We start from the raw sequence: 15888 nt of genomic DNA, 5'->3' as shown, positions 1-15888 counted from the left end.
TATGGGCGATCAAAGAAGATCTTCCCGTGGACACCCAATGGAGGCAGCCGCCATGAGCCAGTCAGCCCCGGTCCGCGTCGTCATCGCGAAGCCCGGCCTCGACGGGCACGACCGCGGGGCGAAGGTGGTGGCGCGCGCCCTGCGCGACGCCGGCGTCGAGGTCATCTACACCGGGCTGCACCAGATGCCCGACCAGATCGTCGCCACCGCGATCCAGGAGGACGCCGACGCCATCGGCCTGTCGATCCTGTCCGGAGCGCACATGACGCAGTGCGCGAAGGTGATCGAGATCCTGAAGGAGAAGGACGCCTCCGACATCAAGGTGTTCGTCGGCGGCATCATCCCCGAGGCCGACTTCGAGCCGCTGAAGGAGATGGGGGTCGTGGCCATCTTCACGCCGGGGACGCCGACGCAGGACATCATCGACTGGGTGGACGCGAACCTCGCGCACGCGGCCTGAGGCGGGCGCTGTCTGACGCGCAGCGCGGGCTGTTCCGCCCCACCGAACCGCGCCGCCGTCACAAAGCCCCACCCGCCTGTCGGTGCCCTGAAATAGTGTGCGGGGCATGGCAGAACGTTGGACCGCCGCCCAGGTCAACTCTCTGGCCCCGGACGCCGCCTCGCAGAAGGCGGGTGCGAAGCTCGGGGTTCCGGGCCCGTGGTCGGGCACCGGGTACCTGGAAGCCGAGCGGCTGTTGTGGGGGGACTGCAAGGGCAGCGGGAGCAAGCCGTACCAGGTCACGGTCTCCGTGGCCGACTCGGACACCGCCTACCAGTGCACGTGCCCCAGTCGGAAGTTCCCGTGCAAGCACGCCCTGGGCCTGCTGCTGTTGTGGGCGGCCGACACGATCGCCGCCGCCGAGGCGCCGCCGGAGCGGGTCGAGGCGTGGGCCGACTCCCGGCGGGACCGTGCCGAGAAGTCCGCGGCCCGCAGTGCCGCCAAGGCCGAGAAGGCCGCCGCCGATCCCGAGGGGGCGGCCAAGCGCGCCGCGCAGCGGGCCGAGCGGATCGGCAACGGCCTGGCCGACCTCGACCGCTGGCTCACCGACCAGATCGCGGCCGGCATCAGCGACTCCGGGACGCTGTCCTACGGCGCCGTCGACCCGGTCGCCAAGCGGCTGGTGGACGCGCAGGCGCCGGGTGTCGCGGGCCGGGTACGGACCCTGACCTCCGCGCGCTCCTCCTCCGGCGACGCCTGGCCGGACGCCGTCCTGGCCGAGTTCGCCCGGCTGCACCTGCTGTGCCAGGCCTGGACCCGGCTGCCCGACCTGCCGCCGGCGATGCAGGACACCGTGCGGCGGCGGATCGGGATCTCGGTGGACGCCGACGCCGTGCGCCGCGACGGCGAGCGCGTCGCCGACCGCTGGCACGTCCTGGGCTCCCGGGACCGTGCGGCCGACAAGCTCACCGAGCGCCGGATCTGGCTGCGCGGCGCGGACAGCGGCCGGATATCGATGCTGCTGGCGTTCGGCGCCATGCAGCAGGCGCCGACGCTCGCGCTGCCGGTCGGCGCGGTCTACCGGGCCGAGATGGTGTTCCACTCCGAAGTGCTTCCGCTGCGGGCGCAGATGGAGTCCGGGGAGCTCGACCCCGGGGACGCACCGGCGTCGCCGGCCGGAGGCACCCTGCAGGCCGCCGCCGACGCGTTCGCCGGCGCCCTGGCCACCGATCCGTGGCAGGAGGGCTGGCCGGTGGTGATCGCGGACGCGGTCCCGGACCGGGACGGCGAACTCGCCGACGCCGAGGGCCGCCGCGTCCCGCTGATCTGTGAGGAGAGCGCCCTGTGGCGGCTGCTCGCGGTCTCCGGCGGCCATCCGGTGACGGTGTTCGGCGAGTACACCGACGCGGGGCTGGAACCGCTCACCGTGTGGGCCGAGGGTGCGGCGGTCGCGCTGTGAACGGATCAGCGAAGAGCCCTGCGAAGGGCCTCGGTAGAGGCCCGGTGATTAGGGAATTTCAGGGTATTGCCACCGACCCCCTAAGTTGTCAGTGGCGTGGTGCACAATCTGTGGACATCAGTGCGAAGGCTGTGGGGATCTCCTACTCGGCGGAAGCGCGGTGAGCACCATGAACGAAGCCTCCAATCAGACCGGCTCCGAGGTCTGGCAGGACCTTGTCTCGACGGCCCTGGTCGGCACCGACCGTCGCACCCCGCCGGCCGCCGGAGACTTCACCGCGCCCGGTGACAGCCCCGCGGCCGCCCTGCTGAGCTCGGCCGCGCTCATGAGCGCGTGGCGGCGGGCCGGGAACGCCGGCTCGGCGTACTCCGCGGAGCTGGTCGGCGAGCAGGACGCCGAGGGTGCAGAGGTCACCGAGGGTGCAGCGGGCCACGACGCCGCGCCGGCCGCGAAGTCGGCGGCGGTGGACGCGCGTCCCCTGCTGTCCAGCGCGACCTCGGCCCGGCTGACGGCGCTGGTCGCGTCCCGCTCCGAAGCGCTCCCGGAGTACCTGGGGGCGGCCGCCAGGACCGGCTGTCGCGCCCCCGCCGAGCTCCTGCCGCCGCTGTTCGACTACGCCCGGGGCAGCATCGCGGTCCGCGCCGACCTGATGAAGCTGGCCGGCCCGCGCGGTACCTGGCTGGCCAAGCAGAACCAGCAGTGGTCGACCTTCACCCGCTACGCCGCGGCCCCGGACCCGGAGGCCTGGCAGTCCGACAAGCCGCACGAGCGCATCGGCTACCTGACGTGGTTCCGCGGCAAGGACCCGGCCTCGGCCCGCGAGCTGGTGGAAGAGGCCTGGACGCAGATCGGGTCGAGCGCGGGGGGCCTGTCGGCCGAGACCCGCGCGGCCTTTGTCGAGGCGCTCGGCGTGGGCCTCGGGCCGGAGGACGAACCGTTCCTGGAAGCAGCCCTCGACGACAAATCGCGCCAGGTGCGCGCCGAGGCGGTCCGGCTGCTGGCCACCCTGCCGTCGTCCCGGTTCGCCGAGCGCATGGTCGCCCGCCTGCACGCGCGGGTCACGGTGGTCACCAAGAACGCCGAAGTGCTGGTCACGCTGAAGGACAAGCCGGACGAGGCCACCGAGGACGAGACCCGCGACGGCATCGGCGAGGGCTGGGTCCAGACCGAGGACGAGCGGCGGCTGGCCCGCATGCAGCCCTCGTACTGGCTGGAGGACCTCATAGCCTCGACCCCGCTGTCCGCGTGGGAGCAGTACTGCGAGCTGACGCCCGCCGAACTGATGCGCGCCACGGCCGCCAACCGCTGGGAGGCCAACGCCTGCCACCGCGGCTGGCGCTCGGCGACGCTGCGCCAGAAGGACACCCGCTGGGCCGAGGCGTTCTGCGCCGTCAACGCCTCCAACGACATGCTGGAACTGCTCTCCGACGAAGCCGCCGAGCGCTGGTGTCTGAGCGTGGTGGCGAGCCACCGGTCGCAGTACTCGATCCACAGCGCCCCGAGCATCCTGAGCCGGCTGGGCCGGCCCTGGCCGGACGCCGTGTGCCAGGCCCTGCTCGACGCGATCCCGGCCTACCTGCCGAACGCCACGCGCAACGACGTGGCCCGCTTCTTCGGCATGGACAACCTGGCCGGCCGCTGGATGCCGCCGTCGTTCGGCGACGCGGTCGCGGCCAAGGCCGAGGAGATCCGCGCCGAGCTCCCGCTGTGGGCCGACGACTTGGACGACCTCGCGGCGATGCTGCGGGACCGGGCTCTGATGCTGGCCGAACTGGACTCCGTTTAACCCTGGCGGACCCTGTCCAACGATCTGGACTCTGTCCGAACCCTTCCCCCAAGGTGGACTCTTGAGTGGGTGCCACCTTGCCGAAATCCGAAAGTTGCCTTCCATGTCTGACACCGCCGCTGCCGCCGAGGCGACACAGCCGACCGTTCTCCGCCTGCACGCCGAGCACGCCTTCGCCGGCGAGCTGGAGGCCCTGCGCAAGGCCGACGCCGATTCCGGCCGTCCGAAGCCGCCGCGCTGGAAGCTCTCGCCGTGGGCGGTCGCGACCTATCTGCTCGGCGGGACGCTGCCGGACGGCACGGTCATCACGCCGAAGTACATCGGGCCGCGGCGCATCGTCGAGATCGCCATCGCCACCTTGGCCACGGACCGCGCGCTGCTGCTGGTCGGCGTCCCCGGCACGGCCAAGACCTGGGTCTCCGAGCACCTGGCCGCCGCGATCTCGGGCGACTCGACGCTGCTGGTCCAGGGCACCGCCGGCACGCCGGAGGAGGCGATGCGCTACGGCTGGAACTACGCGCAGCTGCTGGCGCACGGCCCCTCGCGCGACGCGCTGGTCCCCAGCCCCCTGATGCGCGCGATGGCCACCGGCGCGATCGCCCGCATCGAGGAGCTGACCCGGATCCCGGCCGACGTGCAGGACACGCTGATCACGATCCTGTCGGAGAAGACGCTGCCGATCCCCGAGCTCGGCGAGGAGACGCAGGCGGAGAAGGGCTTCAGCGTCATCGCCACTGCCAACGACCGCGACAAGGGCGTCAACGACCTGTCCTCCGCGCTGCGCCGCCGGTTCAACACGGTCGTGCTGCCGCTGCCGGGGACCGCCGAGGAGGAGATCGAGATCGTCTCCCAGCGCGTGAAGTCCCTCGGCAAGGCGCTGGAGCTGCCCGAGGTCCCGGCGGCCCACGAGGAGATCCGCCGCGTGGTCACGGTCTTCCGCGAGCTCCGCAGCGGCCTGACCGAGGACGGCAAGACGAAGCTCAAGACCCCCTCGGGCACTCTGTCCCCGGCCGAGGCGATCTCGGTGGTGGCCGGCGGCATCGCGCTGGCCGCGCACTTCGGCGACGGCACGCTGCGTCCCGCTGACGTGGCCGCCGGCATCCTCGGCGCGGTGGTGAAGGACTCCTCGACCGACAAGCTGGTGTGGCAGGAGTACCTGGAGACGGTCGCGCGCGGCCGCGAGGGCTGGAGCGACTTCTACCGCAGCTGCCGCGAGGTCAGCGCCTGATGCCGGACACTGCCACCAAGGCGGCGCCGGCCGCCGGCGGCGCGGCGGCGGCAGGGCCGGTGACGCTGCTGGGCATCCGGCACCACGGCCCGGGCTCGGCGCGCGCGGTCGCGGCGGCGCTGGCGGAGCTGAAGCCGGACGCGATCCTCATCGAGGGTCCGCCGGAGGCCGACGCGCTGATCCCGCTCGCCGCGCATCCCGCGATGCGCCCGCCGGTCGCGCTGCTGGTCTATGCCGACGCCGATCCCTCGCGCGCCGGGTTCTGGCCCTTCGCCGAGTTCTCACCGGAATGGGTCGCGATGCGTTGGGGCATCGAGGCGGCGGTTCCGATTCGGTTCATCGACCTTCCTTCGGGCCATCGATTCGCGGTACTCCCGAAGGATGAAGCAACTGAGGATCAGCCCGAGGATGCCGAGGCTGCCAGCGGCGATCATCAACACGAAGAGGAAGAAGAGTCCCGGCACGTCGACGAGCTTATTCACATCCAGCGCACCGACCCGATCGCCGCCCTGGCCACCGCCGCCGGCTACGACGACCCGGAACGCTGGTGGGAAGACGTCGTCGAGCAGCGTGCCGACGGCACTTTCTCGGCCCTCGACTCCTTCGCGGCGATCGCCGACGCCATGACCGTGGTCCGCGACCAGGCGCGTCCCGAGGACGAGCAGCGCGAGGCGTACATGCGCCAGTGCATTCGCGAGGAGATCAAGGCCGGGCGCCGGCGCATCGCGGTGATCTGCGGCGCCTTCCACGTCCCGGCGCTGGCCGAGATCGGCCCGGCCGCCCCGGACGCCAAGATCCTCAAGGAGCTGCCGAAGAAGGCGAAGACCACTGCCACCTGGGTCCCGTGGACCCACGGCCGCCTGTCCTTCCGTTCCGGCTACGGCGCCGGCATCGAGTCGCCGGGCTGGTACCACCATCTGTTCACCGCGCCGGACCAAGTCGTCGAACGCTGGCTCGTTCGCGTCGCGGAACTCTTCCGCGCCGAGGACCTGCCGGTCTCCTCCGCGCACCTGATCGAGGCCACCCGCCTGGCCGAGACCCTGGCCACGCTGCGCGGCCGCACCCTGGCCGGGCTGACCGAGGTCACCGAGGCCGTGCAGTCGGTGCTGTGCGGCGGCTACGACACGCAGATGGCGCTGGTCCGGGACAAGCTGGTGATCGGCGAGGACCTCGGCGAGGTGCCGCCGGACGTGCCGGTGGTGCCGCTGGCCGCGGACCTGGCCCGCGAGCAGAAGCGGCTGCGCTTCGCGCCCAGGCCGGGCCAGACCGAGGTCAAGCTGGACCTGCGCGAGACCGCGCCGGGCGAGAAGTCGCGCCTGCTGCACCGGCTGAACATCCTCGGCATCGGCTGGGGCACGCTGGGCCGCTCGCAGGGCAGCGGCACCTTCTGGGAGACCTGGTCGCTGGACTGGCAGCCGGAGTTCGCGGTGAAGCTGGTCGAGGCCGCGATCTGGGGCACCACCGTGGTCACCGCGGCCTCGGCGAAGTCCGCGGACCGCGCGGCGAACGCCGAGCAGCTGGCCGGGATCACCGACGTCGTCGAGGCCTGTCTGCTCGCCGACCTGCCGGACGCGCTGGACCCGATCATGACCCTGCTGGCCGACCGCGCGGCGGTGGACACCGACGTGGCGCACCTCGCCGACGCGCTGCCAGCGCTGGCCAGGACCCTGCGCTACACGGATGTGCGCGGCACCGACACCGCGGCGCTGCGCAAGGTCGCCGACACACTGGTGGTCCGCATCGCGCTCGGCTTCCCGCAGGCCTGCTCCGGCCTGGACGAGGACGGCGCGCAGAAGATGCGGGTCCGGATGGACAACACGCACCAGGCCGTCGGCCTGCTCGCCGACCCGGCCGCGACCGAGGAATGGCACCGTGCGCTGCGCATGGTCGGCGACCGCGAGGGGATGACGGGGCTGCTCGCCGGGCGCGCGCTGCGGCTGCTCTACGACGCCGCCAAGATCGACGGCGACGAGCTGAACTGCCGCATGGGCCTGGCGCTGACCCCCGGCGTGCCGCCGGCCGAGGCCGCGGCCTGGCTGGACGGCGTGCTGTCCGGCGGCGCGATGCTGCTGATCCACGACCCGGTGCTGCTGGGCCTGCTGGACCGGTGGATCGCGGGCATCCCCGCGGACACCTTCACCGACGTGTTGCCGTTGCTGCGCCGCACGTTCTCGAACTTCGAAGGCCCCGAGCGCCGCAAGATCGGTGAGCTGGCGCGGACCGTCGGCTCGGCCCCGGTGGCCGGGGTCGCGGCCGGCGCCGAACCGCCCGGCTTCGACCGGGAGCGCGCGGACCGTGCGCTGCCGGTCGTGCGGATGCTGCTCGGGATGATGGGGGAGTCGGATGGCTGACATGCTCGAAGCCGCAGGTGCGGCGGGTATCGCGGGCGGTGCGGGGAGCACCGGGAGCACCGGGAGCGCCGGGAGCGCCGACGACGAGCGCATGCGGCGCTGGCGCCTGGTCCTCGGCGGGGACGACGACGGCACCGGCTGCAAGCTCTCCGGTGTGGACCTGGAGATGGACAAGGCACTGGCGGCCCTCTACAACAAGGGCGGCTACGAGACCGGCGGCGGCGCCGTCACCGGCCGCAGCCGGGGCCGCGGCGGGCAGCAGGCGCAGCGCAGCGCGGGCCTGGGGGCGTCCTCGCCGCAGGTCGCGCGCTGGCTCGGCGACATCCGCGGCTACTTCCCGCAGACCGTCGTGCAGGTCATGCAGCGCGACGCCATCGACCGCCTGAACCTGCGCCAGCTGCTGCTGGAGCCGGAGATGATGGAGTCGGTCGAGCCCGACGTGCACCTGGTCGGCACGCTGCTGTCGCTGAACCACCTGATGCCCGCCGAGACCAAGGAGACCGCGCGCCAGGTGGTGCGCAAACTGGTCGAGGACCTGGAGAAGCGGCTCGGCGCCAAGCTGCGCGCCACGGTCAGCGGCGCGCTGGACAAGAGCACGCGCACCAGCCGTCCCCGGCACAGCGACATCGACTGGGGCCGCACCATCCAGGCGAACCTGAAGAACTACCTGCCGGAGTACCGGACGGTGGTGCCCGAGCGGCTGGTCGGCTACGCGCGCAAGGAGCGTGCGGTGAAGCGCGACGTGGTGCTCGCCATCGACCAGTCGGGCTCGATGTACGCCTCGGTGGTGTACGCGTCGGTGTTCGGCGCGGTGCTGGCGTCGCTGAAGTCGCTGAAGACCTCGCTGGTGGTGTTCGACACGGCGGTCGTGGACCTCACGCCGCAGCTGACGGACCCGGTGGACGTGCTGTTCGGGACGCAGCTCGGCGGCGGCACGGACATCAACCGCGCGATCGCGTACAGCCAGTCGCTGATCAGCCGGCCGACGGAGTCCATCTTCATCCTGATCTCCGACCTCTACGAAGGCGGCGTCCGCCGCGAGATGCTGCGCCGCGTCGCGGAGATGACGGCGGCCGGCACGCAGGTGATCGTGTTGCTGGCGCTGTCGGACGAGGGGGCGCCGGCGTACGACCGCGAGAACGCCACGGCGCTGGCGGCGCTGGGGGTGCCGGCGTTCGCGTGCACGCCGGACAGGTTCGGGGACCTGATGGCGGCGGCGATCCAGCGGCAGGATCTGAGCAAGTTCATGGAGAAGTGAGCAAGTTCCTGGAGAAGTAGGGGGCGGTCGCGAGCGTCGCCAAACGAGGTGAGCTCTCGCTGGTGACGCGGCCGCACGCTGCTTATACGGTGTGCGCTATGCGGGGGAACATGAGTGCGGTGCCGGGCCGCCGTCGCCGGGGCGGTGGCCGGCCGTGAACGTGCAGCGGTTGCGGGCGCGCGACCCGCGCGGCGTGGGGCCGTACCAGTTCCTGGGCCGCCTCGGCTCCGGCGGCATGGGCCTGGTGTGCCTGGCGCGCGCGGCCGACGGCCGCCTGGTCGCGGTGAAGCTGGTCCACCAGGAGATCGCCGCCGACCCCGACTACCGCCGCCGCTTCGCCCGCGAGGTCCGCGCCGCGAAGGCCGTGACCGGCCGCTTCACGGCAGCCGTCCTCGACGCCGACCCCGACGCACCCCAACCCTGGTACGCGGCCGAGTTCATCGACGGCCCCACCCTCGGCGAGGTGGTCCGCAGCTCCGGACCCATACCCCCGCGCGCGTTACGGGCCCTGGCCGCAGGACTCGCGGACGCCCTCGCCGCACTCGAAACCGCGGGCCTGGTCCATCGCGACGTGAAGCCGGACAACATCCTGCTCGCACCCGACGGACCGAAACTCATCGACTTCGGCCTGGCCCGCCGCGAAACCGACAGCATCCTGACCCGCGCCGGCTCGGTCCTGGGCTCGCCGGGCTACATGTCCCCGGAACAGATCGCAGGCCGCGGCGCCACGACCGCGTCGGACGTGTTCGCCCTGGGAGCAGTCCTCGTCTACGCGGTGCAGGGCCACGGCCCCTTCGGCGCCGGACCCTCGGAAGCCCGCATGTACCGCACCAGATTCGGCGAGCCACAGCTGGCAGGAGTACCCGACGAATTCCGCGACCTGCTGTCGCGCTGCCTGGCCAAGGAACCAGCCGACCGACCCACACCCCGCGACCTCATCGCCCTCTGGTCGGTCCGCCCCGACGAACTCGCGACCCTGATCCAGGTCGGCCGCAGCCACCACGCAGCCGAGCAGCCGGCCGGCGATCGGCTCTACGGCGCACCCACTGAAGCGGCGCCCGCCAAAGCTGTGCCCGGCAAAGCTGTGCCCGGCACGGACGCGGCCTCGCCGACCGAGGCTCTTCCACTTCAGCGGGGCACATCGGTGCCGCCCGGCGGTCTCGCGACCGCCGGCCTCGACAGCGGAACCTCCGCGCCGGGCATCCAGCCGCCCGGCTCCGCCGCCGCATCCGGTCCGCCGGTTAACTATCCGCTCGGCAGCCAGCCGCCCGGGTCCGCCACCGCATCCGGCTCGTCCGCCGGTTCAGAGGTCGCCGGCCTGCCGACCCGCTATTCGCCAGGCATCCAGCAGCCCGGGTCCGCCACCGCATCGGGCTCGCCGGTCCACTATCCGCTGGGTAGCCAGCCGCCCGAGCCCGCTGCCGCATCCGGCTCGTCCGCCGGTTCAGAGACCGCCGGCCTGCCGACCCGCTATTCGCCAGCCATCCAGTCGCCCGAGCCCGCCAGCCCATCGGGCTCTCCCGGTGCCGCAGCGCATGGCGGCCAGCCGAATCAACTCCCGCCGCCCGGCACCCACCCGCCCGAGCGCACCCCCACATCCATCACCTTCCAGCTCCCCACCGCAGAACCCTGGCACTCGCCCCTGCCCCACGACCCGAACCGGCCCACCTTGCCGCCCCCGCCCGCGCCGCGCCCGCGCTGGTGGCGCCATCCCGTCGCCGCCGACCGCCTTCCCGTCGGCGGCCTCCGTGACGTTCTCCTCGGCCTCGCGGGCGCCGGGCTCCTGATGCTCTTCGGCCTCCTGCCCGCCGGCACCGCCGTCGGCGTCGCCTTCGCCGCGACCGCTCTCGCGCTCGGCTTCCTGCTCGGTGTGCGGCGCAGCGCCGTGGCGATGTCCGTCTACAACGCGACGGCTGTGCTCAGTCCGGCGGCCGTCCTTCCCAGCGGCCTGGCCGCCGAGCTCCGGGAACCCGCCGCCGGTGTCAGTCTCGAAGTCCTCGTGCTCGTTCTGGCCGCCGGTGGTATCGCTCGGGTGGGTGGTCTGGCATGGCCGCCGTTGGGCTTCGTCGTGGGTGGCGCGGCGTACCTCGCGGGGCAGGCCGTGATCGTCTCGATGGCCGCGCACCAGGGCGGTGGCGGGTTCGTCACGGTCTGGCGGGCGGACACCGACGGATGGTTGATCTACCGGGACGCCGCGATCGCCGCGGGGTGCGGCGCTGCCGTCGGCTTCCTGGCGCTCTTAGGATCGTCGAAGGCGGTCGTCGACGCGGACGGCCCTTACCGCGCGACAGGAGTAAACCGATGACTGGCGGCAATCTGACCCGCGACGAGGCGGCGGAGCGTGCCCGGCTTTTGACGGCCGAGCACTACGCGGTCGAGCTCGATCTGACGCGCGGGGACACCACGTTCGGGTCGAGGAGCACCATCACCTTCGGCTGTTCCGAGCCCGGCGCCGCCTCCTTCGTCGATCTGCTGGCGCCGGCGGTGCGCAGTGTGACGCTCAACGGCGAGGCGCTGGACCCGGCCGAGGTGTTCGACGGCGCGCGCGTGCACCTGCGCGGGCTGCGGGCCGAGAACGTCGTCGTCATCGACGCCGACGCCGCCTACAGCCACACCGGTGAGGGCCTGCACCGCTTCGTCGACCCGGTGGATGGCGAGGTGTACCTCTACACCCAGTTCGAGCCCGCTGACTCGCGGCGGCTGTTCGCCAACTTCGAGCAGCCGGACCTCAAGGCCCGCTTCCAGTTCACCGTCACCGCCCCGCAGGGGTGGCGCGTCTGGTCCAACGAGACCCTGGAGGAGCTGACGCAGGGTGCGGACGGCGGCGACGTCTGGCGCTTCAACGCCACCGAGCCGATCTCCACCTACATCACCGCGATCGTGGCCGGCGACTACCACGTGGTCGAGGACGAGCACACCGTCTCGCTCAAGGACGGCTCGGAGCTGCTGATCCCGGTCAGCGCCATGGTCCGCAAGTCGCTGGCGCCCTACTTCGACGCCGCGGCGATCCTCGACGTCACCAAGGCCGGCCTGGACTTCTACCACGAGATCTTCGACTACCCCTACCCCTTCGGGAAGTACGACTCCGCCTTCGTGCCCGAGTACAACCTCGGCGCCATGGAGAACCCGGGCCTGGTCACCTTCAACGAGCGCATGGTCTTCCGCTCCAAGACCACCGATGCCTCCTACCAGGGCCGCGCCAACACGATCATGCACGAGATGGCGCACATGTGGTTCGGCGACCTGGTCACCATGAAGTGGTGGGACGACCTGTGGCTGAAGGAATCCTTCGCCGACTTCATGGGCGCCTACGCCCTGACCCACGCCACCCGCTGGGAGCACGCCTGGGTCTCCTTCGCCAACGGCCGCAAGGCCTGGGCCTACCGCCAGGACCAGCTGCCGACCACGCACCCGATCGTCGCCGACATCCGCGACCTGGAGGACGCCCGCCTCAACTTCGACGGGATCACCTACGCCAAGGGCGCCTCGGTCCTCAAGCAGCTGGCCGCCTACGTCGGCGAGGACGCGTTCCTGGAGGGCGCCCGCCGCTACTTCAAGCGCCACGCCTTCGGCAACACCACCCTGGACGACCTGCTGGCGGCGCTGGAGGAGACCTCCGGCCGCGACCTGAAGACCTGGTCGAAGGCCTGGCTGGAGACCGCAGGTGTCAACACCCTGACCGCCGAGCTGGAGACCGACGCGAACGGCGTGGTCACCGCTGCGGCCATCGCGCAGAGCGCGGTGCCGGAGTTCCCGACCCTGCGCCCGCACCGCATCGCCGTGGGCTGCTACTCCCCGAACCCGGCGACCGGCGCGGTGGAGCTGGTGGAGCGGTTCGAGCTGGACATCGACGGCGCGCGCACCGAGCTGCCGCAGCTGGCCGGCAAGCCGCGCCCGGGCCTGGTGCTGCTCAACGACCTGGACCTGACCTACGCCAAGATCCGCTTCACCCCGGCCGAGCTCGACGCGTTCGAGCGCGGCGGCATCGCGGCCCTGCCGGATTCCATGGCCCGCGCGCTGGTCTGGTCCGGCGTGTGGCACATGACCCGGGACGCGGTGATGTCCGGGCGCCGCTTCATCGCGATCGTGCTGCGCAACATCGAGGCCGAGACCGACATCAGCGTCGTGCAGAACCTGCTGCGCCAGGTGCGTGTGGTGCGCGGGGAGTACCTCGACCCGGCCCACCGCCCGGCCGCCGACGCCGCGATCTCCACCCGGCTGTGGGAGCTGCTGGCGGCGGCGCCGGCCGGCGGCGACCACCAGGTGGCCTTCGTCTACGGCGCGGTGCGCGCGGCGAGTCAGGACTCGGACTTCGCCAAGCTCAAGGCTCTGCTGTCCGGCGAGCTGTCCTTCGGCGGGCTGGCCGTCGACCAGGACCTGCGCTGGGCGATCATCGAGACGCTGGCCGCCGAGGGCCTGGACGACGACGGGGTGCTGGCCGAGCGCGAGGCCGCCGCCGACGACACCGCCGACGGCCGCCGGCACCGGGCCGCCGCCCGCGCGGCGCGTCCGCTGGCCGAGGCCAAGGCGGAGGCCTGGCGGCTGGTCGTGGAGACACCCGATCAGCCCAACGACCTGATCGGCGCGGTGCTGTCGGAGTTCTACCAGGTCGACGGCGGCGAGCTGGCCGAGCCTTATGTCGAGCGGTATTTCGCGCAGCTGGCGACGATCTGGGCCGAGCGCAGCATCCAGAACGCCGAGCGGATCGTCAGCGGCGGCTTCCCGTGGCCGCTGACCTCGCCGGACCTGCTCGCGCGCACCGACGCGTGGCTGGCCTCCGACGCGGCCAAGGCGCCGGCGCTGCGGCGGCTGGTGCTGGAGGCCCGGGACGACGCGGCCCGCGCGTTGCGCGCGCGGGAATGCGACCGGAACGCATAGCAAAACCTTCGGTTTCTGCTCAACTCCACTGGTCCCGTCTCGGATGTCGGGACCAGTGGCGGGTCCCCCGTGTGCCCGAATTCACACCCCCGGTGTCCGGCTCCCGGTTCGTGATCTGGCAGCGCACCGGACTACCCTGCGATGAGGTGGACGGCATCCGCGTTTTCCGTAGCGGTAGCCGTACCGGAATCTTCCTTTGATGAGGGACGGACGCGCGTGGATCTTTTCGAGTACCAGGCGAGGGACATCTTCGCTAAGCACGGTGTGCCGGTGCTGGGCGGCGAAGTGGCCGAGACCCCGGAGCAGGCGGAAGCCGCTGCCGAGAAGCTGGGCGGCCGGGTGGTCGTCAAGGCCCAGGTGAAGGTCGGAGGCCGCGGCAAGGCCGGCGGTGTGAAGCTGGCCGAGGGCCCGGCGGACGCCAAGGAGAAGGCCGCCGCGATCCTGGGCATGGACATCAAGGGCCACACGGTCCACAAGGTGATGCTGGCCCAGACCGCCGAGATCGAGGCGGAGTACTACGTCTCGTTCCTGCTGGACCGCTCCAACCGCACCTTCCTGGCGATGGCCAGCGTCGAGGGCGGCATGGAGATCGAGGAGATCGCGGTCACCAAGCCCGAGGCGCTGGCCAAGGTCCCGGTGGACGCCGCGGCCTACCACGAGGGGCTCTCGCAGGAGAAGGCCGACGAGATCGTCAAGGCCGCCAACTTCCCGCACCACGTCGCCGACCAGGTCGCCGCCGCGCTGGTGCAGCTGTGGCAGGTCTTCGTCCAGGAGGACGCCACCCTGGTCGAGGTCAACCCGCTGGTGAAGACCGCCTCGGGGCAGATCGTCGCGCTGGACGGCAAGGTGTCGCTGGACGAGAACGCGGCCTTCCGCCACGAGGACCACGAGGCGCTGGAGGACAAGGCCTCGGCGGACCCGCTGGAGGCCAAGGCCAAGGCCAAGCACCTGAACTACGTCAAGCTCGACGGCGAGGTCGGCATCATCGGCAACGGCGCGGGCCTGGTCATGTCCACCCTGGACGTGGTCGCCTACGCCGGCGAGAAGCACGGCAACGTCAAGCCGGCCAACTTCCTGGACATCGGCGGCGGCGCCTCGGCCGAGGTGATGGCCAACGGCCTGGACATCATCCTGAACGACCCGGCCGTGAAGTCGGTGTTCGTCAACGTCTTCGGCGGCATCACCGCCTGCGACGCGGTGGCCAACGGCATCGTGCAGGCCTTCGAGCTGCTGGGCGAGTCGGCCGGCAGCAAGCCGCTGGTCGTCCGCCTGGACGGCAACAACGCCGAGCTGGGCCGCCAGATCCTGGTGGACGCCAAGCTGCCGGGCGTGGAGCAGGTCGACACCATGGACGGCGCCGCGGACCGCGCGGCCGAGCTGGCGAACGCGCGCTAAGGGGATTGCAAAAGAAATGGCTATCTTCCTCACTGAGAACAGCAAGGTCATCGTCCAGGGCATGACCGGCTCCGAGGGCATGAAGCACACCAAGCGCATGCTGGCCTCGGGCACCAAGATCGTCGGCGGCGTGAACCCGCGCAAGGCCGGCACCACCGTGGACGTGGACGGCGTCGAGGTCCCGGTGTTCGGCACCGTGGCCGAGGCGATGGAGAAGACCGGCGCGGACGTCTCCGTGGTCTTCGTCCCGCCGGCGTTCACCAAGGCCGCGGCGCTGGAAGCGGTCGACGCCGAGATCCCGCTGTGCGTGATCATCACCGAGGGCGTGCCGGTCCACGACACCGCCGAGGTGTGGGCGTACAACCTCGCCAAGGGCGCCAAGACCCGCATCATCGGCCCGAACTGCCCGGGCCTGATCACCCCCGGCGCCTCCAACGCGGGCATCATCCCGGCCACCATCACCAAGGCCGGCAAGATCGGCCTGGTGTCCAAGTCCGGCACCCTGACCTACCAGATGATGTACGAGCTGCGCGACTTCGGCTTCTCCACCGCCGTCGGCATCGGCGGCGACCCGGTCATCGGCACCACGCACATCGACTGCCTGCAGGCGTTCCAGGACGACCCGGACACCGCGGCGATCGTGATGATCGGCGAGATCGGCGGCGACGCCGAGGAGCGCGCGGCGGCCTACATCAAGGAGCACATCACCAAGCCGGTGGTGGGCTACGTCGCGGGCTTCACCGCGCCCGAGGGCAAGACCATGGGCCACGCCGGCGCCATCGTCTCCGGCTCGGCCGGCACCGCCGCCGCCAAGCAGGAGGCGCTGGAGGCCGTGGGCGTGAAGGTCGGCAAGACGCCTTCGGCCACCGCGCAGCTCATGCGGGAGATCATGCAGGGGCTGTAAGGGTTCTGGTTCCGGGCCGCGGGCCCCGGCCGCGCTTCGGCGCGGTCGGGGCCCGCGGCTTTTTCGGCGGCGGGTAGCGGGAGCACGGCAGCCGAGCCGGTGCGGCGCTGCGCCTCATGAAGGCGGTCGCGGTCCGCGGCTTTCCCCGGTTTAGGCCGCCGGGGTGAATCACAGCCCCGCCCCCGGTGAG

10 protein-coding genes are annotated in these 15888 nt (G+C 71.8%); all 10 read left to right on the top strand.

Going from position 1 to position 15888, the window contains the following annotated elements; all coding sequences use genetic code 11:
• The first annotated feature begins 52 nt into the window (after positions 1-52).
• The 10 genes from ABH920_RS05495 to sucD all read left to right on the top strand — a co-directional run bounded on the left by ABH920_RS05495 (position 53) and on the right by sucD (position 15698).
• On the top strand, positions 53-460 hold the full coding sequence (locus ABH920_RS05495; protein ID WP_370347451.1) for a cobalamin B12-binding domain-containing protein: 408 nt from the start codon (positions 53-55) through the stop codon (positions 458-460).
• A gap of 106 nt (positions 461-566) precedes the next feature.
• Positions 567-1898, top strand: coding sequence for an SWIM zinc finger family protein (locus ABH920_RS05490; protein ID WP_370347449.1), 1332 nt, complete (start codon positions 567-569; stop codon positions 1896-1898).
• Between the two features lie 169 nt (positions 1899-2067).
• Positions 2068-3684, top strand: a complete 1617-nt coding sequence (locus ABH920_RS05485) for a DUF5691 domain-containing protein (protein WP_370347447.1) — start codon at positions 2068-2070, stop codon at positions 3682-3684.
• Positions 3685-3787: 103 nt separating this feature from the next.
• The gene (locus ABH920_RS05480) at positions 3788-4912 is read left to right on the top strand and encodes an AAA family ATPase (RefSeq protein ID WP_370347445.1); all 1125 of its coding nucleotides are present in this window, start codon (positions 3788-3790) and stop codon (positions 4910-4912) included.
• Positions 4912-7263 (top strand): DUF5682 family protein, encoded by a 2352-nt coding sequence (locus ABH920_RS05475; RefSeq protein WP_370347443.1) that lies wholly within the window; start codon positions 4912-4914, stop codon positions 7261-7263. The genes ABH920_RS05480 and ABH920_RS05475 overlap by 1 nt, the downstream gene beginning before the upstream one ends.
• Positions 7256-8521 carry a VWA domain-containing protein gene (locus ABH920_RS05470; RefSeq protein WP_370347441.1) on the top strand — a complete coding sequence of 422 codons (1266 nt, stop codon included), beginning with the start codon at positions 7256-7258 and terminating at the stop codon, positions 8519-8521. Before ABH920_RS05475 ends, ABH920_RS05470 begins: the two co-directional genes overlap by 8 nt.
• Positions 8522-8675: 154 nt before the next feature.
• Positions 8676-10826 (top strand): protein kinase, encoded by a 2151-nt coding sequence (locus tag ABH920_RS05465; RefSeq protein WP_370347439.1) that lies wholly within the window; start codon positions 8676-8678, stop codon positions 10824-10826.
• Positions 10823-13399, top strand: coding sequence for an aminopeptidase N (pepN, locus tag ABH920_RS05460; protein ID WP_370347437.1), 2577 nt, complete (start codon positions 10823-10825; stop codon positions 13397-13399). Before ABH920_RS05465 ends, pepN begins: the two co-directional genes overlap by 4 nt.
• Positions 13400-13615: 216 nt before the next feature.
• Positions 13616-14794, top strand: a complete 1179-nt coding sequence (sucC, locus tag ABH920_RS05455) for an ADP-forming succinate--CoA ligase subunit beta (protein ID WP_370347435.1) — start codon at positions 13616-13618, stop codon at positions 14792-14794.
• 16 nt (positions 14795-14810) lie between these two features.
• Positions 14811-15698 (top strand): succinate--CoA ligase subunit alpha, encoded by an 888-nt coding sequence (sucD, locus tag ABH920_RS05450; protein WP_370347433.1) that lies wholly within the window; start codon positions 14811-14813, stop codon positions 15696-15698.
• Positions 15699-15888 lie beyond the last annotated feature (190 nt).

The organism is Catenulispora sp. EB89 (assembly GCF_041261445.1).
Lineage (GTDB): Bacteria > Actinomycetota > Actinomycetes > Streptomycetales > Catenulisporaceae > Catenulispora.
Note: the sequence above shows the minus strand (reverse complement) of the source record. Positions and strands in the feature narration are given on the sequence as shown.

What these genes read in the sequence shown, in the direction of transcription:
- ABH920_RS05470 (WP_370347441.1), top strand. Translation starts at nt 7,256, where the DNA reads ATGGCTGACATGCTCGAAGCCGCAGGTGCGGCGGGTATCGCGGGCGGT.
- pepN (WP_370347437.1), top strand. Translation starts at nt 10,823, where the DNA reads ATGACTGGCGGCAATCTGACCCGCGACGAGGCGGCGGAGCGTGCCCGG.
- ABH920_RS05495 (WP_370347451.1), top strand. Translation starts at nt 53, where the DNA reads ATGAGCCAGTCAGCCCCGGTCCGCGTCGTCATCGCGAAGCCCGGCCTC.
- sucD (WP_370347433.1), top strand. Translation starts at nt 14,811, where the DNA reads ATGGCTATCTTCCTCACTGAGAACAGCAAGGTCATCGTCCAGGGCATG.
- ABH920_RS05475 (WP_370347443.1), top strand. Translation starts at nt 4,912, where the DNA reads ATGCCGGACACTGCCACCAAGGCGGCGCCGGCCGCCGGCGGCGCGGCG.
- ABH920_RS05490 (WP_370347449.1), top strand. Translation starts at nt 567, where the DNA reads ATGGCAGAACGTTGGACCGCCGCCCAGGTCAACTCTCTGGCCCCGGAC.
- ABH920_RS05485 (WP_370347447.1), top strand. Translation starts at nt 2,068, where the DNA reads ATGAACGAAGCCTCCAATCAGACCGGCTCCGAGGTCTGGCAGGACCTT.
- ABH920_RS05480 (WP_370347445.1), top strand. Translation starts at nt 3,788, where the DNA reads ATGTCTGACACCGCCGCTGCCGCCGAGGCGACACAGCCGACCGTTCTC.